Source organism: Streptomyces sp. NBC_00090 (assembly GCF_045160815.1).
Taxonomy (GTDB): Bacteria; Actinomycetota; Actinomycetes; order Streptomycetales; family Streptomycetaceae; genus Streptomyces.
The window spans coordinates 4184750-4211508 of the sequence record NZ_CP108224.1; the positions used below are offsets into that span (position 1 = coordinate 4184750).

26 protein-coding genes are annotated in these 26759 nt (G+C 72.3%); 9 read left to right on the forward strand and 17 right to left on the reverse strand.

Translation table 11 applies throughout. The features are described from left to right. Positions 1 to 100: 100 nt before the first annotated feature. Positions 101 to 1237, forward strand: a complete 1137-nt coding sequence (locus OG361_RS18535) for a serine/threonine-protein kinase (RefSeq protein WP_405854937.1) — start codon at positions 101 to 103, stop codon at positions 1235 to 1237. Positions 1238 to 1277: 40 nt separating this feature from the next. On the opposite strand, the gene OG361_RS18540 is transcribed toward OG361_RS18535, so the two are convergent. Next, positions 1278 to 1559 carry a hypothetical protein gene (locus OG361_RS18540; protein ID WP_405854939.1) on the reverse strand — a complete coding sequence of 94 codons (282 nt, stop codon included), beginning with the start codon at positions 1557 to 1559 and terminating at the stop codon, positions 1278 to 1280. 150 nt (positions 1560 to 1709) lie between these two features. On the opposite strand from OG361_RS18540, the gene OG361_RS18545 reads away from it, so the two are divergent. After that, positions 1710 to 3551: an alkyl/aryl-sulfatase gene (locus OG361_RS18545; RefSeq protein ID WP_405854941.1), complete on the forward strand. Its 1842-nt coding sequence runs from the start codon at positions 1710 to 1712 to the stop codon at positions 3549 to 3551. A gap of 40 nt (positions 3552 to 3591) precedes the next feature. Here the strand turns inward: OG361_RS18545 and OG361_RS18550 are convergent, their stop codons facing one another. Both OG361_RS18550 and OG361_RS18555 read right to left on the reverse strand, forming a co-directional pair. After that, positions 3592 to 4599, reverse strand: a complete 1008-nt coding sequence (locus OG361_RS18550; RefSeq protein WP_405854943.1) for a YdcF family protein — start codon at positions 4597 to 4599, stop codon at positions 3592 to 3594. A gap of 51 nt (positions 4600 to 4650) precedes the next feature. Beyond that, entirely contained in the window at positions 4651 to 6060 is a 1410-nt protein-coding gene (locus tag OG361_RS18555; protein ID WP_405854945.1) for a tetratricopeptide repeat protein, read from the reverse strand. A gap of 194 nt (positions 6061 to 6254) precedes the next feature. On the opposite strand from OG361_RS18555, the gene OG361_RS18560 reads away from it, so the two are divergent. Together OG361_RS18560 and OG361_RS18565 are read left to right on the forward strand one after the other, a co-directional pair. Continuing rightward, positions 6255 to 7286 (forward strand): Lrp/AsnC family transcriptional regulator, encoded by a 1032-nt coding sequence (locus OG361_RS18560; RefSeq protein ID WP_405854947.1) that lies wholly within the window; start codon positions 6255 to 6257, stop codon positions 7284 to 7286. A 50-nt stretch (positions 7287 to 7336) separates the two neighbouring features. Further along, entirely contained in the window at positions 7337 to 7627 is a 291-nt protein-coding gene (locus OG361_RS18565; RefSeq protein ID WP_405854949.1) for a DUF6191 domain-containing protein, read from the forward strand. 46 nt (positions 7628 to 7673) lie between these two features. On the opposite strand, the gene OG361_RS18570 is transcribed toward OG361_RS18565, so the two are convergent. After that, a complete protein-coding gene (locus tag OG361_RS18570) occupies positions 7674 to 8504 on the reverse strand; it encodes a class I SAM-dependent methyltransferase (RefSeq protein ID WP_405854951.1) in 831 nt (276 codons plus the stop codon). 62 nt (positions 8505 to 8566) lie between these two features. On the opposite strand from OG361_RS18570, the gene OG361_RS18575 reads away from it, so the two are divergent. Both OG361_RS18575 and OG361_RS18580 read left to right on the forward strand, forming a co-directional pair. After that, positions 8567 to 10393: a prolyl oligopeptidase family serine peptidase gene (locus tag OG361_RS18575; protein ID WP_405854953.1), complete on the forward strand. Its 1827-nt coding sequence runs from the start codon at positions 8567 to 8569 to the stop codon at positions 10391 to 10393. Positions 10394 to 10416: 23 nt separating this feature from the next. Continuing rightward, the gene (locus tag OG361_RS18580; RefSeq protein WP_384563812.1) at positions 10417 to 11157 is read left to right on the forward strand and encodes an SURF1 family protein; all 741 of its coding nucleotides are present in this window, start codon (positions 10417 to 10419) and stop codon (positions 11155 to 11157) included. Positions 11158 to 11335: 178 nt separating this feature from the next. On the opposite strand, the gene OG361_RS18585 is transcribed toward OG361_RS18580, so the two are convergent. The 9 genes from OG361_RS18585 to OG361_RS18625 form a co-directional block, all read right to left on the reverse strand. Then, complete coding sequence (locus tag OG361_RS18585) at positions 11336 to 12826, reverse strand: hypothetical protein (RefSeq protein WP_405854955.1); 1491 nt, start codon at positions 12824 to 12826, stop codon at positions 11336 to 11338. Continuing rightward, positions 12823 to 13557 (reverse strand): SigE family RNA polymerase sigma factor, encoded by a 735-nt coding sequence (locus tag OG361_RS18590; RefSeq protein ID WP_405854957.1) that lies wholly within the window; start codon positions 13555 to 13557, stop codon positions 12823 to 12825. The genes OG361_RS18585 and OG361_RS18590 overlap by 4 nt, the downstream gene beginning before the upstream one ends. A gap of 264 nt (positions 13558 to 13821) precedes the next feature. Beyond that, positions 13822 to 14880, reverse strand: a complete 1059-nt coding sequence (locus tag OG361_RS18595) for an aspartate-semialdehyde dehydrogenase (protein WP_405854959.1) — start codon at positions 14878 to 14880, stop codon at positions 13822 to 13824. Then, the gene (locus tag OG361_RS18600) at positions 14877 to 16148 is read right to left on the reverse strand and encodes an aspartate kinase (protein WP_405854961.1); all 1272 of its coding nucleotides are present in this window, start codon (positions 16146 to 16148) and stop codon (positions 14877 to 14879) included. The genes OG361_RS18595 and OG361_RS18600 overlap by 4 nt, the downstream gene beginning before the upstream one ends. Positions 16149 to 16263: 115 nt before the next feature. Further along, complete coding sequence (locus OG361_RS18605; RefSeq protein WP_405854963.1) at positions 16264 to 18216, reverse strand: tetratricopeptide repeat protein; 1953 nt, start codon at positions 18214 to 18216, stop codon at positions 16264 to 16266. Next, the gene (locus tag OG361_RS18610; protein WP_405854965.1) at positions 18213 to 18704 is read right to left on the reverse strand and encodes a hypothetical protein; all 492 of its coding nucleotides are present in this window, start codon (positions 18702 to 18704) and stop codon (positions 18213 to 18215) included. Before OG361_RS18610 ends, OG361_RS18605 begins: the two co-directional genes overlap by 4 nt. 120 nt (positions 18705 to 18824) lie before the next feature. Beyond that, entirely contained in the window at positions 18825 to 19487 is a 663-nt protein-coding gene (locus OG361_RS18615) for a DUF5063 domain-containing protein (RefSeq protein WP_384563830.1), read from the reverse strand. 35 nt (positions 19488 to 19522) lie between these two features. Further along, on the reverse strand, positions 19523 to 20122 hold the full coding sequence (recR, locus tag OG361_RS18620) for a recombination mediator RecR (RefSeq protein ID WP_017240166.1): 600 nt from the start codon (positions 20120 to 20122) through the stop codon (positions 19523 to 19525). Positions 20123 to 20212: 90 nt separating this feature from the next. Further along, entirely contained in the window at positions 20213 to 20548 is a 336-nt protein-coding gene (locus tag OG361_RS18625; protein ID WP_405854968.1) for a YbaB/EbfC family nucleoid-associated protein, read from the reverse strand. A gap of 270 nt (positions 20549 to 20818) precedes the next feature. On the opposite strand from OG361_RS18625, the gene OG361_RS18630 reads away from it, so the two are divergent. Next, positions 20819 to 21541, forward strand: a complete 723-nt coding sequence (locus OG361_RS18630) for an SLATT domain-containing protein (protein ID WP_405862326.1) — start codon at positions 20819 to 20821, stop codon at positions 21539 to 21541. A 139-nt stretch (positions 21542 to 21680) separates the two neighbouring features. Here OG361_RS18630 and OG361_RS18635 read toward each other — a convergent pair whose 3' ends face one another. The 3 genes from OG361_RS18635 to OG361_RS18645 form a co-directional block, all read right to left on the reverse strand. Next, positions 21681 to 22331, reverse strand: coding sequence for a hypothetical protein (locus OG361_RS18635; protein WP_384563836.1), 651 nt, complete (start codon positions 22329 to 22331; stop codon positions 21681 to 21683). Between the two features lie 147 nt (positions 22332 to 22478). Further along, entirely contained in the window at positions 22479 to 23192 is a 714-nt protein-coding gene (locus tag OG361_RS18640) for a GntR family transcriptional regulator (RefSeq protein WP_405854970.1), read from the reverse strand. A gap of 119 nt (positions 23193 to 23311) precedes the next feature. Continuing rightward, positions 23312 to 24676: an aspartate aminotransferase family protein gene (locus OG361_RS18645; protein ID WP_405854972.1), complete on the reverse strand. Its 1365-nt coding sequence runs from the start codon at positions 24674 to 24676 to the stop codon at positions 23312 to 23314. 166 nt (positions 24677 to 24842) lie between these two features. Between OG361_RS18645 and OG361_RS18650 the strand changes: the two genes are divergently transcribed. Both OG361_RS18650 and OG361_RS18655 read left to right on the forward strand, forming a co-directional pair. Beyond that, the gene (locus OG361_RS18650) at positions 24843 to 25448 is read left to right on the forward strand and encodes a DJ-1/PfpI family protein (protein ID WP_405854974.1); all 606 of its coding nucleotides are present in this window, start codon (positions 24843 to 24845) and stop codon (positions 25446 to 25448) included. Then, positions 25445 to 25936 carry a MarR family winged helix-turn-helix transcriptional regulator gene (locus tag OG361_RS18655; RefSeq protein WP_405854976.1) on the forward strand — a complete coding sequence of 164 codons (492 nt, stop codon included), beginning with the start codon at positions 25445 to 25447 and terminating at the stop codon, positions 25934 to 25936. Before OG361_RS18650 ends, OG361_RS18655 begins: the two co-directional genes overlap by 4 nt. On the opposite strand, the gene OG361_RS18660 is transcribed toward OG361_RS18655, so the two are convergent. Continuing rightward, the gene (locus OG361_RS18660) at positions 25937 to 26728 is read right to left on the reverse strand and encodes a DUF2785 domain-containing protein (RefSeq protein WP_405854978.1); all 792 of its coding nucleotides are present in this window, start codon (positions 26726 to 26728) and stop codon (positions 25937 to 25939) included. It lies immediately after the preceding gene. Between the last annotated feature and the right edge of the window lie 31 nt (positions 26729 to 26759).

A 26759-nucleotide genomic window follows, 5' to 3' on the forward strand; every position in this document is an offset into this window, starting at 1 on the left:
CTGGTTCCCTTCCGTCATGTTGATCGATCGTCGAAAGGGTGGTCTCCAGGTGCTGGTCGCGGACCGATATCGGCTTCATGTGTGTATCGGCCGGGGCGGCATGGGCGAAGTGTGGCAGGCCACCGACGAGGTGCTCGGCCGATCCGTCGCCGTGAAGTTGATGCTGGGTCACGGCTCCGACCCGTCCGCCGGGGACCGCTTCCGGCTGGAGGCGCAGACCGCCGCACGGCTGAGCCACCCGCACGTGGTGGGCGTCTTCGACTTCGGTACGTGGGACGGGAAGCTGTACCTCGTCATGGAGTTGGTCGAGGGCGACAGTCTCGCGGGCAGCCCGTCCGATCCCCTGGTCCTGCCGGCCGAGCGGGTGGCCGTGGTCGCCGCCCACGCCGCCGCCGGGCTGGCGGCCGCGCACCGGCAGGGTGTCGTGCACCGGGACATCAAGCCGGGGAACCTGCTGGTCGACGCCGAGGGCACGGTGAAGCTGGCCGACTTCGGCATCGCGCGGTTCGTCGACGACCCGTCCGCGGCGCTCACGACGACGGGCCAGATCGTGGGCACCGGTCTCTACCTCGCGCCCGAGCGGGCCCTCGGACAGCCCGCCTCGTCCGCGTCCGACGTGTACTCGCTGGGGTGCGTGCTCTACCAACTGCTCACCGGGCGCCCGCCGTTCCGCGCGGACACGGCCACGGCCCTCCTGTACCAGCACATCGACACCGCGCCGCTGCCGCCCGGCCGGCTGGGAGTGGTGCTGCCGCCCGTCTTCGAGACGTACCTGCTGAGCCTGCTGGCCAAGCAGCCGGAGCAGCGGCCCTCGGCGCAGGCGATCGCCGACTGGTTCTCGTCCGGCGCCTGGCGCGGCGGCTACGCGCAGCCGACCCATCAGAGTCATCAGAGCCAGCAGAGCCACCAGAGCCACCCGGCTCATACGACCCAGCAGAGCCATCAGAGCCATCAGTCGCAGCAAGCTCATCAGCCCCGGCAGCCCGCGCCCATGCCCGGCCACCACACGGCTCCGGGGCACCAGCCGCCCCACCAGCCCCCACCCGCCCCCAGACCCTCGCCCCGCACCGCACCCACCCCGGCGCCCGCCTCCCGTCGGCGCGAGCGGTCGGCCGGCGGAGCCTCGGGCGGCGGTCTCGCCGAGCTCTCCCGGCGCCGCCCCCGCAAGACGGCGGCCGTGGCCGGGGTCATCGCCTTCGTCGTCTTCCTGATCATCGGCATGGCCTTGCTCTCCTGATCGGGAAGCCGGGCGTGGGGACGGCGGCCCCGGCCCCCGCTCAGTACAGTCTCGGCGCCATCACGTGCGGCTCCCCGTCCGCCGCCGCGAGCAGCAGGCAGCGCGGCACGCCGGGCCCCGCGGTGGCCCGGACGGTCACGGCCGTCGGCGGGTCCGTCGGCAGCTCTATCGGGACCGTGACCGGCCGGTCGTCCTTCGTCGTGGCGTGCCCCGTCTCCTTGCCGTCGACGAGGACCTCGACGACGGGCGTGTGCCCGGTCTGGACCGTCGCGGAGACCGAGTGCCCGAGATAGTCGATGTGGAAGTGGTGGCGTCGCCTCATGGGTCACCTCCGTGCCTCCCTCCAGACTAGGTACGGAGCGCCGCTCCCGCCCCTCCCACAGGGGCCGCTCCGAAGTGCGGTCGTAGTGCCCCGGTGTTCAGATGGACCGGAACGCCGATCACCGCCCGCGCGGAACGGAGCACCCCGTACATGAGCGAGACCCTGCCCTCCTTCGACGACACCACCGACTTCGACAACGCGGACCGGGGCTTCCTGGGCGCCCTGGTCCCCGGCGCGATCACGGCCGCCGACGGCCGGACCGTCTGGGACGGGGACGTCTACGACTTCCTCAAGGCGGACTGCCCCGACACCGCGCATCCCAGCCTCTGGCGCCAGGCCCAGCTCTGCGCCCGGCAGGGGCTGTACGAGGTCACCGGGGGCGTCTACCAGGTGCGGGGCCTCGACCTGTCGAACATGACGATCGTCGAGGGCGAGCACGGGATCATCGTCATCGACCCGCTCATCTCCACGGAGACCGCCGCCGCCGCGCTCGCGCTCTACAAGGAGCACCGCGGCGAGCGGCCCGTCACCGGCATGATCTACACCCACTCGCACGGCGACCACTTCGGCGGCGCCCGCGGGATCCTGCCCCACGGCACCGAGCAGGGCGTGCCGATCGTCGCCCCGGCCGGCTTCCTGGAGCACGCGGTCAGCGAGAACGTGTACGCGGGGAACGCGATGACCCGGCGCGCGGTCTTCATGTACGGGGCGAACCTCCCCAAGGCCCCGGACGCCCAGATCGGCGCCGGACTCGGTCAGACCACCTCGCTCGGCACCATCAGCCTCATCCCGCCGACCGTGGACGTCACCTTCACCGGCCAGGAGGTGACGATCGACGGCGTGCGGATCGTCTTCCAGCTCACGCCCGGCACCGAGGCCCCGGCCGAGATGAACTTCCTCTTCCCCGAACTGCGTGCCCTGTGCCTGGCCGAGAACGCCACGCACAACATGCACAACATCCTGACCCTGCGCGGGGCGGTCGTCCGCGACTCCCGCGTCTGGTCCGCTTACCTCGACGAGGCGGTCGAGTTCTTCCACGGGCAGTACGACGTCGGCTTCGCCTCCCACCACTGGCCGACCTGGGGCCACGACAACGTGGTGCGGTTCCTGACCGAGCAGCGGGACCTCTACGCGTACCTGCACGACCAGACGCTGCGGCTCGCGAACGAGGGCCTCACCGGACCGGAGATCGCCGAGCGGATCGAGCTGCCGCCCGCCCTGGCCGCGTCCTGGCACGCGCGCGGCTACTACGGCTCGCTGAGCCACAACAGCAAGGCGGTCTACCAGCGCTACCTGGGCTGGTTCGACGGCAACGTGGCCCATCTCTGGGAGCACCCGCCGGTCGAGATCGCGAAGCGGTACGTGGCCGTGGCCGGCGGCCCCGCGGCGACGCTCGCCAAGGCCCGCGAGTACGTCGACGCGGGCGACCTGCGGTTCGCGGCGACCCTCCTCAACCACCTCGTCTTCGCCGAGTCGGGGAACGTCGAGGCGAAGGAGGCCCTCGCCTCGGTCTACGACCGGCTCGGGTACGGCTCCGAGAACGGCACCTGGCGCAACTTCTACCTGACCTCGGCGCTGGAGCTCCGCGAGGGCATCCGCAAGACGGATCTCGACACGTCCAACCCCGAGATGTCGATGGCCCTCACCGTCCCCATGCTCGTCGACTCGATCGCCGTACGCATCGACGGGCCGCGCGCCTGGGACGACGACCTGACCGTCGACCTGGTCGTGCTGGACGGTCCCACGGGTGCGGGGACGCGCCACCGCCTCACCCTGCACAACGGCGCCCTCACCCAGCGGGTGGTCCAGGGCGCGCCCCGGACCCCCGCCGGGCTCACGCTCACGCTGGCCAAGGCGCAGCTCCTCGGCCTGCTGGCGGGCCGGAGCCTCCAGGAGCTCGGGATCCAGGCGGAGGGCGACCCGGCGCTGCTCGCGCGGCTCTTCTCGTACGTGACGAAGCCCGACCCGCAGTTCCCGATCGTCACGCCGTGAACGGCCCGGGCCACCCGGGCCGCCGGGCGGCGCCGGACGGTCAGCGGACGAGCCACGCCAGTACGCCGAGCAGGATCAGCGTCGCGCAGATCCCGAGGTTCACCACCTTGTACTGGAGGAAGACCGCGGCGAACTCACGGATGGTCGCCGACGGCCAGAAGTAGGCGGCGGTGGGCGAGCCGACGACCTGGCCGTCCACCCCGGCTCTCCGGGCCGTCAGCGCGGCCCGGAAGGCGTGGAAGTCGTTGGTGACGATCACGCAGGAGGAGCCCGGCCGGTCCCGCTCCATCAGCTCCTTGCTGAAGAGCATGTTCTCCTCGGTGGTGCGCGAGCGGTCCTCGCGCACGACCGCCCCGGCCGGGAAGCCGCGCTCGACGAGGTAGTCGGCCATGGCGTGGGACTCGGGCAGCTCCTCGTCGGGGCCCCGGCCGCCCGAGGTGATGAGGACGGGCGCGTCCCCGCCGCGCGCGGCCAGCTTCTCGTACACCTGCCGGCCGCGGTCCAGGCGGCTCGCGAGGAGCGGTGGCACGCGGCGGCCGCCGATCAGCCCGGAGCCGAGGACGACGACGTACTCCGCGTCCCGGCGGAGGCGCATCCGGCCGTAGAGGAACGCGTACCCGACGAAGCAGAGGAAGAGGAACGAGACGTAGCCGAGGACGAGCAGGGTGGTGACGACGACCAGGTCCAGGGCCCGGGAGTGCGTGACGGCCACCGCCACCATCAGGCCCATCACCCCGAACATGCCGAGCCCGGCGAGGAGCGAGAGCAGGTTCGCCGGGCGTCTGCCCTCCCTGCGGACCATCTTCACCCCGTTCGCGCAGAGGAGTCCGGCGAGGACGACCGGACCGACGCCGAGGACGAGCAGCACGAGGATCATCACGGTCTCGGAGACACCGGGCGGTGCGGCGTCGATCTCCAGCAGGAGCCCGATCCCGAAGAAGGTGACGGCCAGGCCCAGGTACACGGCGTTGCCGAAGCGGCGCCGGTCGCGCAGCACCCCGGCCCCGAAGAGCAGCAGGAAGACGGCGGCCACGACGAAGGCGATCATTCCGACATCGTAGACAGAGCCACCGACAACGGGCCGTGGTCCGATACGCCCCTACGCCTCGCCCGCCAGCGCGAACAGGCCCAGCCGCGCGCCCTCTTCGTACGCGCGGCACAGCTCCAGGTCGTCGAGCAGCGCCCGCAGGGCCGTCTCGCTCCGTTCCCGCGCGATCGCGCAGTACTTCGCCGGCCGGTACGAGGTGTCGAAGACGGAGGATCTGAACAGGTCCACGGCGCCCAGGAGATGGGCGCCGGAGGTGGGCCGTCCGCTCACGATCCGCATCTGGGCGAGGAGTTCGGCCGCGCAGGACGCGCCCACCGCGGAGCCGAGCGTCAGATGGCCGAGGAGGGCCCGCCGGGCGTGCTCGGCGGCCCGCTCGCGTTCCCCGTCCCAGGCGAGGAGTTCGGCGCGCGCGTGGTGCGCCCAGGCGTCGGCCCACAGGTCGCGGCCCGCCCAGGCCCGCCGGCTCGCCGTGTCCAGGAGGAGCTGGTCCAGGGCCTCCTGCGCCGCCTCCGGGTCGGTCCGGCTCAGCGTGAGCGCGAGCCCGGCCCAGCACATCTCCCGGGTCGGCCCGAAGTCCGGGTGCTCCCCCATCTGGGACAGCGCGTCCCGGAACTCGTCCGCCGCCGCCCGCGTACGCCCCTGGTAGAGGGTGATCGAGCCGCGCAGGTGGCTCAGCAGCGCCAGGCAGCGGTCGTCCCCGTCCCGTACGGCCGCCGCCCAGGCCTGTACGAGGAGGGGGTCGGCGTCCTCCGGGCGGCCCGACTCCAGCTCCAGGAAGGCGGCGAGCCAGAGGGCCCGGGCGGGCTGCGGTCCCGCGTGCAGGGAGAGGGCGTGCCGCAGTCGTGTCCGGCCCTCGGCCACCCGCCCGCAGGCCACCCACAGGAACCACAGGGAGACCGTGATCTCGACGGCCGTGTCGGCCTCGGCGCTCGACGAGAGCGGCGCGGTCGTCGGATCCATGGCGGCCGCCAGGTCCGGGAGTTCCCGCAGGGCGAGGTCCCGGGCGTCGATCTGCCGGCCGCTCTGCCACCAGTCGGCGGCCCGGCGGGCCAGCTTCACGCACCACCTCCGGTGGTGCAGGACGACCGCCCAGCGGTCGCCGCGCCCGGTGAGCCGGCGGGCGCCGACGGCCCGCATCGGGTGCGGCATCCAGTAGCGGGGCGCCCCGTCCTCGCCGTCGAACAGGTCGTCGACGGGGAGGAGCGCGAGGGGCGCGAGCCGGTCGAGGACCGCCTGGATCCTCTCCGAGGGGAGCGTGCCGGAGGCGCAGACCTCCCGGACGGCGTCCCGGCCGAAGGCGCCCTCGAAGACGGAGAGCCGCTCCCACAGGAGCCGTTCGGCCGGGCCGCAGCGCTCGTAGCCGTACTCGGCCGCGGCGAGTTGGTCGGGAGTGACCGGCTCGCCCCACAGCCGTTCGGCGTTCGACGGTTCTCCCGTCGCCGTATACCCCATGTGCCCCATGTGCCCCATGGTTTCCATCCCCCGCCCTACCCTGTCCCGTTCCGTCCCTCAGTGTCCTGTCCGTGTCTGTGACTTACGCCTGCCTCAATGGCGAACAACCGCCGTCAAGGCTTGAATGCATACGCCCCGGTCCACATCCTGGGGTGCCCTGGTCCCCACACCCACGGTTTCCCAGGGATCGGCCAAGGAGGCACATGCATACCGGGGAATCCGTCCTGGGGGAAGCGGATCTGTCACTGATCCACGCATTGCAGATCGCCCCGCGCGCGAGTTGGACCCAGCTCTCGACCGTCCTGGGAGCGAGCCCCGACACGCTCGCACGGCGCTGGGACCACCTCACGGCCGGCGGCTGGGCCTGGAGTTCGCTGATCGTCGCCCACGACGGGGACGCCGCGCTGTACGCCTGGGTCGAGCTCGAGTGCGTCGCGGGCGACGCCGAGGCCACCGCGATCGAGCTCGCGGACGATCCGTGCACCCTCGGCGTCCACCAGGTGACCGGCGACGCCGATCTGGTGCTGCTCGTGGTCTGCCCGGACCTCTACGCCCTCGACGCCTACCTCGCGGGCCGGGTACGACGACTGCGCGGAGTGCTCCGCTGCCGTGCGCAGGTCGTCACCCGGCTGCACAACCGCCCGTACCGGTCACGGATCGAGCAGCTCACCCCGGGACAGGTCCGGCTCCTCAAGGAGGTCACGGGCGGGGAGAAGCGGCCTCGCACACCCGCCCGCGCGCATCCGCCCGTCACCGAACTCGACCGGAAGCTGGTCGGGGAGCTGGCGGGGGACGCCCGCCGCAGCGCCGCCGAGCTGGCCCGGCAGTGCGCCACGAGCGAGTCGACGGTACGGCGCAGGCTCGACAGCCTCATGGCGGTCGGCTCGCTCCACCACCACTGCCTGCCGGCCCCGAGGTTCTCCGGGCGCCCGGTGTGGGCGCTGGTCACGGCCGACGTGCCGCCCCTGGAGGTGGCACCGACGGTGGCGGCGCTGACCCGGATGCGCCACACCCGTGTGATCACCTCGGTCACGGGGCCGCACAACCTGGCGCTCGCGATGTGGCTCCGCACCGTGGAGGAGCTGCACGAGGTGACGGAGACGCTCGTGCGGGCCGCCCCCGCTCTGCGGATCACCGGCACCATGGTCTCGCTGCGCACCCACAAGATCGGGGCGCAGGTCCTCGGCCCGGACGGGCGCCGGACCCACCACATACGGCCGGACGTGGCGAACTGAGGCCGGTCGGCACGTTCCCCCGTACCGGCCCCTCGTGGTGTCATGGCGGCATGGAGTTCGCCGTGTTCGTGACGCTGCCCGGACTGGTCATCCTGCTGACGGTGATCGCCTTCGCCGATCAGCTGCTGCGGGCGACCGGGCGCGGCAAGCGCACCGGCCAGGTCTCCTCCACCGGCTTCGAGCAGCTGCACGCCACCTTCTCGCAGGGCAAGCAGAACGAGCTCAAGGAGCGCCAGAGCGCCCTGGTGATGCGCGACGACGAGGAGGACGGCGCGCCCCCGCACCACTCGACGGTGGACCTGAAGGGCGGCCGCGCCGTCATCAGGCTGAACAGGCCGTGAGCGACCCGGCTCGGGCCATGAGGGACCCGGCTGTCAGGGACCCGGCTCAGGCCGGGCGGGACGCCTTGATCGAGTACATCAGCGGGATGCGGGGACGCTCGGCCGGGAAGCGGTAGTAGCCGTCCTCGTGCCGCTGGAGCGCGCCGTAGCGGGGGAACAGCGAGGCGTCGTGCTCGTGCAGGAACTCGACCCGCAGGCCCGCCCGCGCGATCGCCGTGACGACCTCGCCGACCGGGTGCACCCACTCCACGCTGCGGTTGTGGACGGTGTCGGCGTCGAGATCGGCGTACGTGCCCGGCGCGGTGTCCACCCACGGCTCCCGGACGAAGTAGTCGTTCACGATCCGGCTGCCGGTCTCGTCGTCGAGCGAGTCGGTGATCGGATGGAACTCGGCCACGTAGAGGAAGCCGCCCGGGGCGACGAGCGAGGCGGCGGTCTCCGCCCAGCGCTCGATGTCGGGCAGCCAGGACAGCGCCCCGCTGCCGGTGTAGACGATGTCGTACGAGCTGTCCGGGACGGCCTCGGCGGCGTCGTACGCGTCGGCGGTGACGAAGGCGGCGCGGTCCTGGGAGAGCCCGAGGTCGGCGGCGAGCGAGCGGGCGGTCTCGACGGCCGGCTCGGAGAAGTCCAGGCCGACGACGTGCGCGGCGCCGTGGCGGGCCCAGGAGAGCGTGTCCAGGCCGATGTGGCACTGGAGGTGGAGCAGGGAGCGTCCGGTGACATCACCGACCTCCGCGAGCTCGAAGTCCCGCAGGGCGTCCTTGCCCGCGCGGAAGGAGTCGAGGTCGTAGAACGCGCTGGAGGCGTGGATCGGGACGCGCTCGTCCCAGCGTGCGCGATTGGCCTCGCGCCAGTCCTCGGGGGTCGGAGAGTACATGTCGGCGAGGTTATCCACAGGTTGCGGACGACGCGACCGGATTGTCTGCCGCGCGGAGCATGATGGGTGCCATGACTGAGAGCAAGGACTTCACCCAGACCCCCGCGTGGGAGCAGCGGTTCCGCGCGCCGCGCGTCTCCCTGCCCGAGTGGGCCGAGGAGGCCCCCGACCGCTCGCTGTTCGTCTCCAACGCCACGGGGACGTACGAGCTGTACGCCTGGGACCGGGCGAGCGGCGAGCAGCGGCAGGTCACGGACCGGCCGAACGGCACGACGGACGGCACGCTCTCCCCTGACGGCGAGTCGATCTGGTGGTTCGCGGACACCGACGGGGACGAGTTCGGCGTGTGGATGCGCCAGCCGTTCGCGGGCGGCGCGGACGAGCCCGCCGTGCCGGGCCTCGCCGCCTCCTATCCGGGCGGTCTCGCCATCGGCCGGGAGGGCACGCTCGTGATCGGCCGCTCCACGGACGAGGACGGGTCGACGGTCCATCTCGTACGTCCCGGGGCCGGCGTCCCGGTCGAGATCTACCGGCACCGGGAGTCGGCCGGGGTCGGCGACCTCTCGTACGACAGCTCCCTGATCGCCGTCGAGCACACCGAGCACGGCGACGCGATGCACTCGGCGCTGCGTGTGCTGCGCGCCTCGGACGCGAGCGTGCTGGCCGAGCTCGACGACACCAAGGGCGGCACGGAGGAGCTCGGGCTCGCGGTCCTCGGCTTCGCCCCGGTGGCGGGCGACACCCGGCTGCTCGTCGGGCACCAGCGGCGCGGCCGCTGGGAGCCGATGCTCTGGGACGTGGCGACGGGTGCCGAGACCGACCTCCGGCTCGACCTGCCGGGCGACGTGTCGGCGGAGTGGTACCCGGACGGCTCCGGCCTGCTGATCGTGCACAGCTTCGAGGCCCGCAGCGAGCTGTTCCGGTACGAGATCGCCACCCGCGCCCTGGTCCGGGTGGAGACCCCGGCCGGTTCGGTGTCGAGCGCGACGGCCCGGCCCGACGGCAGCGTCGAGTACCTGTGGTCCTCGGCCGCCGAGCCGCCGGTGGTGCGCTCCACGGACGGCCGGATCGTCCTCGACCCGCCCGGCCCGAAGGCGCCGCCGTCGGTGCCGGTGGAGGACGTGTGGGTGGACGGCCCCGGCGGCCGGGTCCACGCGCTGGTGCAGCGCCCCGCGGAGGGAGAGGGCCCCTTCCCCACGGTCTTCGAGGTGCACGGCGGTCCCGCCTGGCACGACAGCGACGCCTTCGCCTCGGGCCCGGCGGCCTGGGTGGACCACGGATACGCGGTGGTGCGGGTCAACTACCGGGGTTCGACGGGGTACGGCCGGGAGTGGACGGACGCCCTGAAGCACCGGGTCGGGCTGATCGAGCTGGAGGACATCGAGGCGGTCCGCGAGTGGGCGGTGAAGAGCGGCCTCGCCGACCCGGCGCGCCTGGTCCTGTCCGGCGGCTCGTGGGGCGGCTACCTCACGCTCCTCGGTCTGGGCACGCGGCCGGACGCCTGGGCCGTCGGCCTCGCCGCCGTCCCGGTCGCGGACTACGTCACGGCGTACGAGGACGAGATGGAGGCCCTGAAGGCGCTGGACCGGACCCTGCTGGGCGGCTCGCCCGAGGAGGTGCCCGAGCGGTACGCGGCCTCGTCGCCGCTGACGTACGTGGACGCGGTGAAGGCCCCGGTGCACATCTCGGCCGGCGTCAACGACCCGCGCTGCCCGATCCGGCAGATCGACAACTACGTGGACCGGCTGGCGGCCCGGGACGCGGTCCACGAGGTGTACCGGTACGACGCGGGCCACGGCTCGCTCGTGGTGGAGGAGCGGATCAAGCAGGTCGGCCTGGACCTGGCCTTCGCCGCGAAGCACCTGGGTACCCGGCCGTCGGGAAGCTGATCCGGCTTGCGTACCGTGGGGGTGTGTACCGGTTCCTGAGAACGCCCCGCTGGTGGGGGATCAACGTCTTCGTCCTGCTGGCGATCCCGTTCTGCGTCTTCATGGGGACCTGGCAGCTGGGCAAGTTCGAGGATCGCGTCGCCTCCCACCGGGAGGCCGAGGAGCGACCTGCCGCGAACTCGCTGAAGGCGGCGCCGCTGGACAGCCTCCTGCCGGTGGACAAGGAGACCTCGGGGCGTTCCGCCGAGGCGCGCGGCCGGTTCGGGGAGCAGTTCCTCGTCCCGGAGCGCGACCTGGACGGCCGCACCGGCTCGTACGTCCTGACGCTGCTGAAGACCGACGGCGGCCGGTCCCTGCCGGTGGTCCGGGGCTGGCTCCCCACGGGCGCGAAGGCCCCGGCCCCGCCGTCCGGCGAGGTCACGGTGGTGGGCGCGCTCCAGGCCTCGGAGAACCCGGGGACGAAGGGCGCCCACACCGCGGGCGGCCTGCCGGAGGGGCAGCTCGGCATGATCAGCGCGGCGTCCCTGGTGAACGTGGTCACCGACGAGGTGTACGACGCGTGGATCACCGTCGCGGACTCCCCCGCCGGTCTCACCCCGGTCCCGGCGACGGCCGCCGCCGGCACGAGCCTGGACGTGAAGGCCTTCCAGAACCTCGGCTACACGGCGGAGTGGTTCGTCTTCGCCGGCTTCGTGCTCTTCATGTGGTTCCGTCTCGTGCGCCGCGAGGCGGAGGCCGCCCGGGACGAGGCGCTGGGCCTGTAGGGAAGAGCCCCAAGGGGAAAGCCCCCGAGGGAAGTGCCGCCAAGGGAAGTGCCCCCCAGGGGAAAGCCCCCGAGGAAGTGCCCCCGAGGGAAGTGCCCCCAAGGGAGAAGCCCCGAAGGCGAGAGCCCATGGGAAAGGGCCTGGAGGACTGTCGTCCGCCAGGCCCTTTTCCCTCGGCTCAGGATCCGGCGAGGAGGCCGGTCCGGTAGATCGTGCCCGCACAGGCGTTCGAGACGGTCGCCACGGCGGCGGGGCCGCCCGGCTCCGCGGTGTGGCTGACCGAGACGCTGCCGTCCGCCGGGACGCCGTCCTCACGGACGAGCTGCGGCGCCATACCGGCCTCCGCCTCCGTGCCGGTCCCGGTGTCCGTGCCGGTCCCCGTCCCCGTGCCGGGGTCCGAGGTGGCGCCGTCCGTCGGAGGCGCGGTGGTCGGCGGCTCCGTCGGGGGTTCCGTCGTGGGCGGGGCGGTCGGCTCCTCCGTCGGCGGCTCCTCCGTCGGAGTCGGCTCGGTCGGCGGGGTGCCGGTCGACGGGCAGGTCTCGCTCGGCAGCCAGGCGAACTGCACCTCGTAGGAACCGCCGGGCTTCAGGACGAGCGCGGAGGACTCCTGCGAGGGGTCCGGCAGTCCGCTGCCGTCCCCGGAGGTGTGCCGGACGACCGAGATCCGCGACGGGTCGGCGGCGCCCCGGGCCTCGAAGCCGACGATGCCGCTGCCGTCCACGACGCAGCTCCGTCCGGAGACGTTGGCGATGCGGAAGCTTCCGTACACCGGCCCCCCGCCGCCGCCCCCCTGCGCCGAGCTGACGCCGAGCTGGCCGGCCTCGCACCGCGGGACGTCACCGGACACCGGGTCGCCCGAGACCCGTGGACCGCCACCGCCGCCGGGCGAACCGGACCCCGGCTGCTGCGGCTTGCCCGTGGCACCGTCCACCGTGCCCTGGCTGGGTGACACCTGGCTCGCGGGGGCCTTGGAGGAGTGGCCTCCCTCGACGCCCGTCTCGGCGCCGGTGCCGCCCTGGGCGTCCTCGCCGTGTCCCGCGTTCACGGGGTTGGCGGCGATGATCCCGCCCGAGCTCGCGACGTGCACGAAGGCGGGCACGGCCGTCCCGATGAGGACCGCCGCGGCGGCGGCGCCCACGATGGCCTGCCGCTTGCGGGCGCGCCGCGCGGGCACGGCACGGCGCAGGTGGTCCAACGAACCCATGGTGGGCTCCAGGCCGGCGACCGCGCCGTGGAGCAGCCGCCGCAGCGCGAGCTCGTCGTCCCCGCCGCCCTCGATGACCTCGATGACCTCGGTGACCCCGGTGACCTCTTCGGCCCCGTCGGGATCGACGAGGTCGGTACCGGTCCCGTCGGGATCGGCCCCGGCATCGGACTGGGCGTCAGCCTCGGCCTTGGGCCGGGCATCAGGCTTGGAATCGGGCTCGGGATCGGGCTCGATGTTCAGCATCCGTCGTCCACTCAGGTCGTCACGTTCATCACGGGCTTCGTGCTCGTCACGGGCTTCGCGCCCGCCACGGACTTCGTGCCCGTCACCGGCCTCGCGTTCCTCGGGAACCTTGCGTTCCTCGGGAACCTTGCGTTCCTCGGAGGCCGCGCGCTCCTCGGAAGCCTCCCGAGCCTCGGGAACCTCGCGCTCGTCACGCGTCTCGCGCTCCTCGTGGCTCATGCGTTCGCCTCCATCGCGACGCGCAGCGCCGCGATGCCCCGCGAGCCGTACGCCTTCACCGAACCCAGCGATATGGAGAGCGTCTCGGCGACCTGGGCCTCCGTCATGTCCGCGAAGTACCGCAGCACGAGCACCTCGCGCTGCCTCCGCTGGAGCCCCTTCATCGCCTTGATCAGGTCGTCCCGCTCCAGCTGGTCGTACGCCCCCTCCTCCGCGCTGGCCATGTCCGGCATCGGCTTGGACAGCAGCTTGAGGCCGAGGATGCGCCGGCGCAGCGCGGAGCGGGAGAGGTTGACGACGGTCTGGCGCAGGTAGGCGAGCGTCTTCTCGGGCTCGCGCACCCGCTTGCGGGCCGAGTGGACGCGGATGAACGCCTCCTGGACCACGTCCTCGCAGGAGGCCGTGTCGTCGAGGAGGAGCGCCGCGAGACCGAGCAGCGACCGGTAGTGGGCGCGGTAGGTCTCGGTGAGATGGTCGACGGTGGTGCCGGGCGCCATGGCGGCAGTGCCTTCGGCACTCGTGCGGGGCGACGGGATGCCGTCCACCGCGCTCGTACGGGATCCGGTGGGCATGCGAGCGATCACCGGCATGCCGCCGAGTCCGCGCGGTCGTCCGAACGGACGGACCGCGGAGCCGCGTACGGCGACGACGGTGCTGCCCCGCGCGGGGAGCATCGCTGTGCCTGCGCCGCGCAGCGGGGCGATTGCCGGGATGTCGAGAACCTCTGCCACGTCTGTTGGACACGCGTCTCCCCGACAGGGTTGTACGCGTTCGCCACCGAATTTGACGGTGCCCCGTATGTCCTCATGCGTAACCGTTCCCCCCCGATGCCCCGCTTTCCCAGCGTGTCCCACACCACACGACCGTGGGTGAACGCAGAGACGCGCCCCACCCAACTGTTGGTTGCAGCAAGGGGGAAGTGCATCGTCGGACACCGCATCACCGCAGTTCAAGGGGTTTCTGACGCCTTTTTGCTCACAGCTCGTTCACAGATCCTACAAATCTGTGACAACCGATTCCGCGATCTGCAGGGCGTTCAGGGCGGCACCCTTGCGGAGATTGTCGGCGCAGACGAAAAAATCGAGCGCGCGCTCGTCGTCCATGGAGCGCCGCACCCGTCCGACCCACGCGGGATCGGTGCCGACGACGTCGGCCGGGGTGGGGAAGTCGCCCGTGGCGGGATCGTCGTAGAGCACGACACCCGGCGAGGTCGCCAGGACCTCGTGCGCGCGGCCCACCGTGACGGGATGTTCGAAACGCGCGTGCACGGAGACGGAGTGCCCGCTCACGACGGGCACCCGCAGACAGGTGGCGGCGATCCGCAGTGCCGGCAGGCCGAGGATCCTGCGGGTCTCGTCCCGGACGCGCTCCTCCTCCGAGGAGGCACCGTCGGCGCCCGCCGTGCCCGACCAGGGCAGGACGTTGAGCGCGAGGGGACCGGGGAAGGGCCCTTCGGCCTCGCCGACGGCCCGTCGTACGTCACCGGGGTGCGTGCCCAGCTCGCCGTCGCCGGCCACCAGGCCCAGCTGCGCGCGGAGGGCGTCGACGCCCGCCTGGCCGGCCCCGGGGCCGCTCGCCGCCTGCTGGGCGGTGACGACCAGTTCGGCGACCCCGAACTCGGCGTGCAGGGCGCCCACGGCGGCGATCAGCGCGAGCGTGGTGCAGCCCGGGCTCGCGACGATGCCGCGGGGGCGTACGCGCGCCGCGTGCGGATTGACCTCGGGGACCACGAGCGGCACGTCCGGGTCGCCCCGGAAGGCCGCGGAGGTGTCCACGACGACCGCGCCCTTGGCGACGGCGATGGGCGCCCACTGCGCCGCCACCGCGTCGGGCGCGAGGAAGAGCGCCAGGTCGACGCCGTCCAGGGACTCCTCGCCGAGCGCGAGGATCTCGCACTCCTCCCCGCGGACGGCGGCCATGGAGCCGGCCGTCCCCGGGGAGTCGAGGAGGCGTATCTCGCCCCAGACGTCCGCGTGGTGCGTGAGCATCTGGAGCATCACCGAGCCGACGGCTCCGGTCGCACCGACGACCGCGAGCGTCGGCTTCGACGTCATCGGCCGGTGCCTCCATAGACGACGGCCTCGTCCGAGTCGCTGTCCAGTCCGAAGGCGGAGTGGACGGCGCGCACGGCCTCGTTGACGTCGTCGGCGCGGGTGACGACCGAGATGCGGATCTCGGAGGTCGAGATGAGCTCGATGTTCACACCCGCGTCGGAGAGCGCCTTGAAGAAGTCCGCGGTGACGCCCGGGTTGGTCTTCATACCGGCGCCGACCAGGGAGATCTTGCCGATCTGGTCGTCGTAGCGCAGCGAGTCGAAGCCGATCGCGGTCTTCGCCTTCTCCAGGGCGTCGATGGCCTTGCGGCCCTCGGCCTTGGGGAGGGTGAAGGAGATGTCCGTGAGGCCGGTGGAGGCGGCGGACACGTTCTGCACGATCATGTCGATGTTGATCTCGGCGTCCGCGACGGCGCGGAAGATGGCCGCGGCCTCGCCCGGCTTGTCCGGCACGCCGACGACGGTGATCTTCGCCTCGGAGGTGTCGTGGGCGACGCCCGAGATGATGGCCTGCTCCACCTTGCGGTCCCCTTGCGGCTCGTTGCTGACCCAGGTGCCCTGCAGTCCCGAGAAGGACGAGCGGACGTGGATCGGGATGTTGTAGCGACGCGCGTACTCGACGCACCGGTGCAGCAGCACCTTGGAGCCGGAGGCGGCGAGCTCCAGCATGTCCTCGAAGGAGATCCAGTCGATCTTCTTCGCCTTCTTCACGACGCGCGGGTCGGCCGTGAACACACCGTCGACGTCGGTGTAGATCTCGCAGACCTCGGCGTCGAGCGCGGCGGCGAGCGCCACGGCGGTGGTGTCGGAACCGCCACGGCCCAGCGTGGTGATGTCCTTCTTGTCCTGGGACACACCCTGGAAGCCGGCGACGATGGCGATGTTGCCCTCGTCGAGGGCGGTGCGGATCCGGCCCGGCGTGACATCGATGATGCGCGCTTTGTTGTGGACCGAGTCGGTGATGACACCGGCCTGGCTGCCCGTGAACGACTGGGCCTCGTGGCCCAGGTTTTTGATCGCCATGGCCAGCAGGGCCATGGAGATCCGCTCTCCGGCGGTCAGCAGCATGTCGAACTCACGCCCGGCAGGGATCGGGGATACCTGCTCGGCGAGATCGATCAACTCGTCCGTCGTGTCGCCCATCGCGGAAACCACGACGACCACCTGGTGGCCGTTCTTCTTGGCATCCACGATCCGCTTGGCGACGCGCTTGATGCCTTCGGCATCGGCAACGGAGGAGCCTCCGTACTTCTGCACGACAAGGCCCACGTGCGCTCCTCGCTCAGTGTGTGCCGCAGCCGGCGCTGCGATCGGCTCAGTCTAACGAGCGACCCGAAAACACCAGCGTGATATCGGATGGTGAGACGCGCCGCTCACTACGTGATCATTCCGGCCCCTGCTCGTCGTCCGGCCCCTGCTCGTCGTCCGGCCCCTGCGCGTCGTGCAGCCATGGCGCGTCGAGGGCCTCGCGTACGTGGACGGTGTACGGGTGGTCGTCGCCGAAGAGGCGTACGCAGACGGTCAGCAGCTCCGCGTAGTCGGCGCGGGCCCGGTCCGTCGCCCCCGCTCCGGCGTACAACCCGGCCAGGTTGATCCGGGCGATCAGGGTGTCCAGGTCCTCCTCACCGAGGACCACGCTCATCTCGGCCACCGCGTGCGCGCCCAGCATGACGGCGTCGAGGGTCCGGTTCACGGCCCGGTAGATCCCGGCGAGCTCGGAGCAGGCCACCAACGTCTCCCGGTCCTTCGCGCCCAGGACACGGACCATGTCCACGAGCACGCTCTCCTGAAGGATGACCGCCCTGTGGACCAGCCCGGCCTTCACATGGGCCGTCGCGAGGCAGCACCGCGCCTTGAGCGTGTGAGTGTCGTCGGCTCCCAGCACCTCGGTCGTGCTCCGCACCACCGCGGCCGCCGCCTCGATCGCCTCGTCCGCGCGTCCCGCCGAGGCGAGGGTCCCGGCCAGTGCGCCGCGCAAGCCGAGGGTGACCGGATCGTCCGGGCCGATCAGCCGCTCACAGCCGGCCAGCGTGCGCTCGGCCACGTCGGCCGCCTCCTCGTACAGCCCGTTCAGACTCAGGTACCCGCTCGCGGCGACCAGCACGGGAAGCAGGGCCTCGCCGTCCCCCGCGGGGTCGGTGCACCGCAGGTAGGCCTCGACGTGCGGCAACAGCACCCGCCACGTCTCCCAGTCGGCCGGGTCCACGTCGTCCAGCGGTGCGGCGACCCCGAATGCCGTCTCCGCGAGCCTGCGGACCCGCTCGATCGCCTCCCGCTGCTCATGCTCGTCCCCGGGGGGCGGACGGCGGGCGACGGCCTGCACGAGCCGGTGGACGGAGACCGAGCCGTCCTCGTGCAGGGTGACCATGCTGTGCGCGGCCAGCTCCCCGAGTGCCTCTCGGACGCCGGGGAACGGCGGCAGGAGCAGCGCGGGAATCCGGTCGGGGGCGAACCAGCCGAGCAGCCGGAGCGTCCCCGCCGCGTACGGGACCGTGGCGGAGAGCCGGTTGAGCGTGACGCGCAACGCCCGGGCGACGGCCTCCTCCGCGTTGCCGAGTCCGCCGCTCCGGCCCAGCTCCGCCAGGTAGGCGAGCGGGGACGTGGCCGTACGCCCGCAGTACGCGGCGGCGATCTCGACGGCCAGCGGCAACTGCCCGAGGGTCTCGCAGAGCTCCTCGGCCCCGGTCGTGTCCCGGGGTCCCGCGTGGGTGGCGACCCGGGTGAACAGCTCCACGGCCTCGCCGGCCGGCAGCACGGGCAGCGTGAGGACCCGCCCGATCCCGTACCAGGCGTCCGTCGTCCGGCTGGTGACGACGATCCGCCCCCGGCCGGCCCGGGCCAGCAGGCCCGCCACATCATCCGGATCGGTGACGTTGTCGAGGACGAGCAGCCAGCCGTCGTGCGCGGACAGCCACTGCAACGCCCGCTCGCGCAGGGCCTCCTGCGGGAGTACGTCGATCAGCGCGGGCTGCATCGCGGCGGCGAGGGCGGCGAGCCCGGCGTCCACGTCCGCGCGGCTCTCCGCGGTGATCCACCAGACGGGGTTGCGGTGCGCCGCCTGCCGGAGGGCCCAGCGGGCGGCGAGCGAGGACTTCCCCACCCCGCCGAGGCCGCTGATCACGACGGTCTCCGACTCCTCGTCGAGCAGGGCGCCTTCCTCCCCGCGCCCCACGAAGTGGGCGGCCTTGCGGGGCACGTTGACGAGTCCGGGCGGGCAGACCACCGGCGCGAGGGCCTCCGGCGGCAGCGCGGTCACCCGGTCGCCGGTGTGCACCCACCCGATGTCCCCGCCGGCCGCGACGGAGCGGTCCCCCGAGGCGGAGACGGCCCCGCTCACGCGTCGCCCGTGGACACGCTCCCGATGTCACCACCGGCGGCGACGGAACGCTCGCCGGAGGCGGTCACGGGGCCTGAGGCGGTGACGGGGCCGGAGGCGGTCACGGGCCCGGAGGCGGTCACGGGCCCGGAGGCGGTCACGGGCCCGGAGGCGGTCACGGGCCCGGAGGCAGCCGTGCCGCCGGCAGGCGTGGCGGGCGGCACGGGCGGCGCCTGCACGCCGTCGCCGGTGACGACGGCGCCGATGCTCCCGCCGACGGCGACGGATCGGGCGCCGGAGGCCTCCACCGAGGCCTGGCCGCCGCGCCCGAACTGCGCCCAGAGCGACAGCCCCAGCCCGGCGAGGGCGAGCACGGCACCGGTGACGCTGGCGATCTGATCGGCCGTGCCGAGGTCGGCGAACGCGACGACGAGGAGAGCGAGAACTCCGGCTGCGGCTACGCCGATTCCGCTCCGGAGAAGGGCCTTCGAGGGGGCGGTTGCTGCCATGGGGCCATGATGCGGGACTCGGCCGCCCAACGGGAGCGGTTCGCAGGCGAGTTGCCGGATACCCGCGGTCGACTGTCCCTGGCCCATGACGGCTTGGGCGGGCCGGAGCGGTCCGTCAGTTCACTTCCTGAGTGCCCGCAGGCCCAGCGGCCCCGCGATCTCCTCGATCATCACGCGGCCCGCCTCCTCCGCGAGCTCCTCCTCCGCCAGGTCCTCGTCCGTGTCGAGCCCGTCCAGCTCCGCGAGCGGCTGGTCGAGGCGGACGTGGGCGACGAGCGACTGGAGGGCGCGGAGGGTGGCCGAGGCGGTGGGGCCCCAGTTCGAGAAGTACGAGAACTGCCACCACCACAGCGCCTCGCTGACACGCCCCGACCGGTAGTGGGCCAGGCCGTGCCGCAGGTCGGTGACGATGTCCGCGAGGTTGTCGGAGATCCGGGCCGGGACCGGGGCCTTGCGCGGCTCGTACGGGTCGAAGACCTCGGAGAAGACGTCGACCGGGTCGAGGAGCACGGCGAAGCGCTCGCGCAGGTCGTCCACGTCGGGCTCGGGGCCCGTGTCGGTCTCGTACTGCTCGTCCGGGACGATGTCCTCGTGCGCGCCGAGCCGGCCGCCGGCCAGGAGCAGCTGCGAGATCTCCAGGAGCAGGAAGGGCACGGCGCTGTCCGGCTCGTCGCCCTTGGCGACCTCGGTGGTCGCCACGATGAAGCTCTCGATGGAGTCGGCGATCTGGACCGCGAAGTCGTCGGGGTTCTGCGTGGTCGAGTGCAGCGTGGGGTCAGACATCGAGGAGCCTCCCTGAGAGCGCGCGGGCCCGGTCGTCATACATCTAGCAGCCTCCGCCCCTCGAAGGCGCGGCCGAGGGTCACCTCGTCGGCGTACTCCAGGTCGCCGCCGACCGGGAGCCCGCTCGCGAGCCGGGTCACCTTCAGCCCCATGGGCTTGATCATCCGCGCCAGGTAGGTCGCGGTGGCCTCGCCCTCCAGGTTCGGGTCGGTCGCGAGGATCAGTTCGGTGACGGCGCCGTCCGCGAGCCGTGCGAGGAGCTCGCGGATGCGCAGGTCGTCAGGGCCGACGCCCTCGATCGGGCTGATCGCACCGCCGAGGACGTGGTAACGCCCCCGGAACTCGCGAGTCCGTTCGATCGCCACGACGTCCTTCGGCTCCTCGACCACACAGATGACGGTCAGGTCGCGCCTCGGATCCCGGCAGATGTTGCACTGCTCCTGCTGCGCCACATTGCCGCAGACCGCGCAGAACCTGACCTTCTCCTTGACCTCCAGGAGGGCGTGCGCCAGCCGCCGTACGTCGGTGGGCTCGGCCTGGAGGATGTGGAAGGCGATCCGCTGCGCGCTCTTGGGACCGACGCCGGGCAGTCTGCCCAGTTCGTCGATGAGGTCCTGAACCACGCCTTCGTACAACGGAACGCCCTTCTCGGGGGTGCTTGATTCTTACGGTAGTGGCTGAAAGCGAGCCTTAGAAGCCCGCAGAAGGCCACAATGGGACGAGGCTCAGAAGCCCAGGCCCGGCATACCGCCCATGCCCTGCGCCAGCGGGCCCAGCTTCGCCTGCTGGAGCTGCTGCGCGTTCTCACCGGCCGCCTGCACGGCGGCCACGACCAGGTCGGCCAGCGTCTCCGTGTCCTCCGGGTCGACCGCCTTGGGGTCGATCACCAGGCCGCGCAGCTCGCCGGAGCCGGTGACGGTCGCCTTGACCAGGCCGCCGCCCGCCTGCCCCTCGACCTCGGTCGCGGCCAGCTCCTCCTGGGCACGGGCGAGGTCCTGCTGCATCTTCTGGGCCTGCTGGAGAAGCTGCTGCATGTTGGGCTGGCCACCACCGGGAATCACGGTCACTCCTGAGGTTCGGTACGTCCGTATGTCGGGTACGCCCGAGCCTACGTGGTCACCGCCCACCCTGCCTCCATCACTCTTTCGAGTGAGAAACTGCGGACTCCTCTACCTGATCAACACCCTCTTGCGGGCGGAAATCCTGGGATTCCGGGCACACCGCCCACCATTCGGCGGTAGGAAGGGCAGGCACCACGTGCACCGCACGTCACAGAAGGACACACGCGCTGAGCTGAACAGAGGAGTCCCCCGGTGAGCCAGCAGCCGGAGATGCAGCCACCGGGGCAGTCCGGGGAGAACACGGAAGACACAGAGCGACCGGATCGCGATCTGACCGGTACGCCGTTTCCCCTGGGCGACTGGGGCGAGCCCGCCGAGCGGCTCGACGAGCTGTACCGCTGGGTCGAGTCCAACGCTCTGCGCACCGCCGAGTGGTACCTCTCCGACCGCGTCTGGAAGCGCCGCAGCGCCCGGATCCTGCGGATCGGCACCGCCGTCGGCGTGATCGCGGGCGCCGCGCTGCCGCTGCTCGACCTGACCGGGGCGGCCGAGGGCACGGCCGGCTGGGGCTATCTGTCGCTGCTGCTCGGCGCCGCCTGCATGGCCTGCGACCGGTACTTCGGGCTGACGTCGGGCTGGATAAGGGACGTGGCGACGGCACAGGCCGTGCAGCGCCGTCTGCAGGCCCTTCAGTTCGACTGGGCCTCGGAGAGCGTCAGGGAGGTCCTGGGCCCCACGGAGGGCACCGCGAGCGAGGCGGCCGAGCGATGTCTCGGCGTGCTGCGCCGCTTCTCGGAGGACGTGACCGAGCTCGTACGGGCGGAGACCGCGGACTGGATGGTCGAGTTCCGCTCGGGGCCGGCGCCGCTGGCGCTCCAGGCGGTGGGCGTGATGCCCGCGCGGGCGGAGATCTCCTACCCCTCGGGCCGCTTCCCGCTGCCGCCAGGGACCCGGCCGAACATGCCGCGCCAGCGGCCCCCGGAGGCCCGCTAGGGGCTGTCCGGGGGTCCGCTCGGACGCTTGGGCGGGCGGCCCCTCCGAGGGTCCGCTCGGGCCACCCGTCCGGGGGTCCGCCAGGCCCCTCCCGGAGGCCCGCCAGGGCCTCTTTCGGGGTCCTGCGGCGAGGGCCGGGTCAGCTCAGGATGATCATCGAGCCCTGGGCGAGGCTCCGGGTCGCCGCCGCGTGCAGCCCCAGCCACACGTGGCGCTCCCGCGCGAAGGGGCTGTCGTCGTACGGAACCGGTCCGGCCGGCTCCTCCAGGGAGGTCGGCCGCTCCGGCGGCAGCGGGGTCGCCGGCGGGTTCATCGGGTCGATGCCGATCGAGGGCGCCACGAACTGGAGCTCCCGCAGCAGCCCGTACGAGGAGCCGAGCGGGCCGCCTCCCTCCAGGAGCTCGTCGTTGGCGAGCGGCACCGGGAAGTCGACGGGCACGTAGGCGCCCGCGTGGTCGTAGTGCCAGACCAGGTGCGACTGCTGGGCGGTCGCCTCGAACATCTCCAGGAGCTGTTCGTAGTCCCCGCCGAGCTCGCCGACCGGTTCGACCGGCAGCCCGCACATCTGGAGGAGGTAGGCGCGGCGCAGGAAGTGCAGGGCCACGTAGTCGAAGCCCGCGACCGGGGCCACGTCGCCGGAGAGTCCCGGCATGTAGGCGTAGACGGGCACGGTCGGCAGGCCGGACGCGCTGAGCACGGCGTCGTAGGCCGCTATCTCTTCGGCGAAGGGGTTGTCGGGGCTGTGGCACAGCACGTCGACGAGGGGGACCAGCCACAGGTCACAGGCCAAGGGAGGCTCGCTCTCCGTCAGTTGCAGGGACGGCCAGGGTAGTCGGCGCAGCCGACGACGCCCACCCGCTGAGGAACTGCCCCCGAAGGCCCCGCCTCAACCCGAAGGATCTCCCTTCGGCGCCGGAGACTCTCCCTCCGGCGGGTTTCACCGCGTACGGCTCTCCAGCCGGTCCGCCCACTCCAGCGAGTGCGTGTTGTAGTTCCGTACGATCTCGACGGCCGCCTCCGCGTCGCTGCGGGTGAGCGCGTCCACCAGGTCGACGTGGCCGCTCCACAGCCAGCCGAGCACGTCCCGCTCGGAGCGCAGGTAGGGCACGGAGAAGACCCAGGCCTGGACGCGGAGCCTGTGCAGGAAGTCGGCGATGTAGTCGTTGGCGGCGACCAGGCGCCCCAGCTCGCGCCAGAAGCGGATGTCGTACCCGATGAGGATGTCGAGGTCCCCGCCGCGGGCGGCGCGGGCCGCGGCCTCGCCCCGGCGCCGTATGGAGACGAGCGCGACGCCGACCCCGAGGGCGGGTTCCACGGGCGGGACGGGGGGAAGGGGCAGGGCCGGCGGTGCGTGGCGGCGGAAGATGCCGTCGACGACGAGCATCCGGGCCTCGACGATCCGCCGGTAGTCGTCGACCGAGTACTGGTGGACGCGGAAGCCGCGGTGCTGGTCGGAGTCGAGGAGTCCCTGCGCGCAGAGGTCGACGAGGGCTTCCCGTACGGGCGTCGCCGACACCCCGTACTGCTCCGCGATCTGCTTGACGGTGAATTCCTGCCCCGGCTGGAGACGGCCCGCGAGCACCTCGTCACGCAGCGCGTCCGCGATCTGCTGTCGCAAGGTGTTGCGGGTGACAGCTCCGCTCGCGGGCATTGGTCGGCCCCCTCCGTCCGGCTTCGGACACCCTAGTCCAAACGGAGGGAAGCTCCCCGTATAGCGATATCGCCGTCAGGCGGTCACGCGGGTCACTCAGGTCACACGGAGAATGCGGGTCACACCGTGTACTCGTCGGTCACCGAGAGGGCGATGTCAAGGGCCGCCAGGCCCTCCTTCACCTCCGCCTCGGAGACGTTGCAGGCGGGGACGGGGTGCACGCGGTTCATGTTGATGAAGGGCCACAGGCCGTTCTTCTTCATCGTGGCGCCCAGGGCGGCCATCGGAGCGGCGGCCTCGCCGGCCGCGTTGTACGGGACGAGCGGCTCGCGCGTCTCGCGGTCCTTGACCAGTTCGAGCGCCCAGAAGACGCCCAGGCCGCGCACGTCGCCGACCGACGGGTGGCGCTCGGCGAGCTCGCGCAGGCCGGGGCCGAGGACGTTCTCGCCGATGTGGGCCGCGTTCTCGACGACCTTCTCGTCCTCCATCACCTGGATGGTGGCGACGGCGGCGGCGCAGGCCAGCGGGTGACCGGAGTAGGTCATACCGCCCGGGTAGGGCCGCTTGTCGAAGGTCGCGGCGATCTCGGCGTTGATGGCGACGCCGCCGAGCGGCACGTAGCCGGAGTTCACGCCCTTCGCGAAGGTGATCAGGTCGGGCACGACGTCGAAGTTCTCGGCGGCGAACCACTTGCCCGTACGGCCGAAGCCGGCCATGACCTCGTCGAGGATGAAGACGATGCCGTACTTGTCGCAGATCTCGCGCACGCCGGCGAGGTAGCCGGGCGGCGGGGTCATGATGCCGGCGGTGCCGGGCACGGTCTCCAGGATGATCGCGGCGACGGTCGCGGGACCCTCGAAGGCGATCGTGTCCTCCAGGTGCTGGAGGGCCCGCGCGCACTCCTCCGCCTCGGTGGTGGAGTAGAAGGGCGAGCGGTAGAGGAACGGCGCCCAGAAGTGCACGACACCGGCGGAGGCCGTGTCGGAGGGCCAGCGGCGCGGGTCACCGGTCAGGTTGATCGCGGTGGAGGTGGCGCCGTGGTACGAGCGGTAGGCGGAGAACACCTTCGAACGGCCGGTGTGCAGCCGGGCCATGCGGACGGCGTTCTCGACGGCCTCGGCACCGCCGTTGGTGAAGAAGATCTTGTCCAGGTCGCCCGGGGTGCGCTCGGCGATGAGGCGTGCGGCCTCCGAGCGGACGTCGACGGCGAAGGCGGGCGCGAAGGTAGCGAGCTTCCCGGCCTGCTCCTGGATCGCGGCGACGACCTTGGGGTGCTGGTAGCCGATGTTGGTGTAGACGAGGCCGCTGCTGAAGTCGAGGTAGCGGTTTCCGTCGTAGTCCCAGAAGTACGAACCCTCGGCGCCGGCGACGGCGAGCGGGTCGATCAGACCCTGGGCGGACCAGGAGTGGAAGACGTGCGCGCGGTCGGCGGCCTTGACGGCCGCGCCGGCCTCGGGATCGGGTGCGGCGACATGAGGGGTCATGCGGCCGAGGGTAAGGAATCGCAGGTGGGGCGGGCCATGGCCATCTTGTCCACCGAGACCGGGCCGGACGCGACACCTTGCTCCGTCCCGCTTCAGGCCGGGACGGAGTCTCGGAGGAAGCCACATCCTCATTGACAGCAAACTGTCATCATGACAGTCTTCTGTCATGGGAACCGAGACCGACACCACGACCGTTCATCTCGCCGTCTACGACACCCTCGCCGACTGGGAGACGGGCCACGCCACGGCCTGGCTCGCCCGCGCCGGATTCACCGTCCGGACCGTCGGCCCGGTCGCCGGGGAGCCCGTCACGACGATCGCCGGAATCCGGATCGTCCCCGACCTCGCGCTCGACGACCTCCGACCCGAGGACAGCGCCCTGCTGATCCTTCCCGGCGCCGAGAAGTACGACGAGGGCGACGAGCTCGCCCCCTTCACCGCCAAGGCGCGCGCCTTCCTCGACGCCGGCGTGCCGGTCGCCGCGATCTGCGGCGCCACGGCGGGCCTCGCGAAGGAGGGCCTGCTCGACGACCGCCCGCACACGAGCGCCGTCTCGTTCTACCTCGCCGCCACCGGCTACAAGGGCGGTGAGCACTACGTCGACGCGGACGCCGTCACCGCAGGGGACCTGATCACGGCGGGCCCGACGGAGCCGGTCGCGTTCGCGCGCGAGATCTTCGCCCGGCTGGGCGCGTACGAGGGCAAGCGGGACGCCTGGTACCGCCTCTTCCACGACTCGGACCCGGCGGCCTTCGTCGAGCTGAACTCGTGAGCCGCGACGAGCCCGTGAGCCGCAGGCAGCAGCAGGACGCCCTCTCCCGTGCGGCCCTGGGCGTCTTCCGCCTGAACGGCCAGTTCCTCGCCGTCTCGGAGAAGCTGGCCGAACCGGCCGGCCTGACCGCCGCCTGGTGGCAGGTCCTCGGCGCCGTGCTCCCCGAGCCGCTGCCGGTCGCCGGGATCGCCCGCGTCATGGGCATCACGCGCCAGAGCGTCCAGCGGATCGCGGACCTCCTCGTACGGGAGGGGCTCGCGGCCTACGAACCGAACCCGGCCCACCGGCGCGCCAAGCTCCTCACGCCGACGGAGGCGGGCCGGGCGGCGATCGACCGCATCGAACCGGGCCACGCGGAGCTGGCGGCCCTGCTCGCGCGGGTGCTGGGCGGCCAGGAGGCCTTCGACGAGACGGTACGGGTGCTGGAGCGGCTCTCGGGGGCGCTGGAGGCCGTCAGTGCGAGCTACTCCGGCCTCGAGGCTCCGTGATCAGCGCCTGACGATCCGGTCGAGCACCTCGGCGAGGCGGGCCTTGACCGCCTCGCCGTGGTGCAGCGGCACGGGCACGCCGTCGCGGCTCATCCGCACGCCCCGGTCCGCGAGGACGTACAGCATCCGCAGCGTGCGCAGGCAGTTGGAGAGGTGCGCGGGGACCGGCACGCCGATGTCGTCCGCCCCGAACTCGTCGGCGACGACGCCGAGCCACGCGGTCGCGTCGTCCTCGCTCAGGTCGGGGCGGGTGAGGACGCGGGCGACGGCCCGCGCGAGCCGGTCGTCCTCCAACTGGTCCCACACGTGGGCGGTGGGCGCGGTCAGCCGCGCGGCGGCGAGCTCCAGCATCCGCACCGGGTCCACCTCGGCGTGGCGCCCGAACACGCCGAGGAGGTCCGCCCCGTGCGCGACCGCATGGAGCCAGCCGAGGTCCTCGTCGTGGCCCCGCAGGTCCTCCTCCGCCGGGTACCAGCGCGCCAACGCGTCCACCCACTCCGGTCTGAAGTCCCCCTGGCTCACGAGCATGTCGAGCACGAGCGGGGCGAAGGTGCGGGCCTGGATCTCCGGGTCGTCGAAGCGGGCCGCCATCTCGTCGCCGAGCGCGAGCCGCCGGGGCCCGTCGATCACCCCGCGCTCGATCCAGGTGAAGAGGACGGAGTAGGCCGCCCCGTCACGGATCCCCGGATCGGGATCCGCGAGGGCGCGGGACAGCTCTCCTGTCAGTTCTTCCAGGTCACGGTCGGCGGGTATGGCGTAGTCAGCGGCTTCGATGCCGTTCCAGTCGGTCACAGCGGCACAATAAGCGCATACCGCCGCCTCG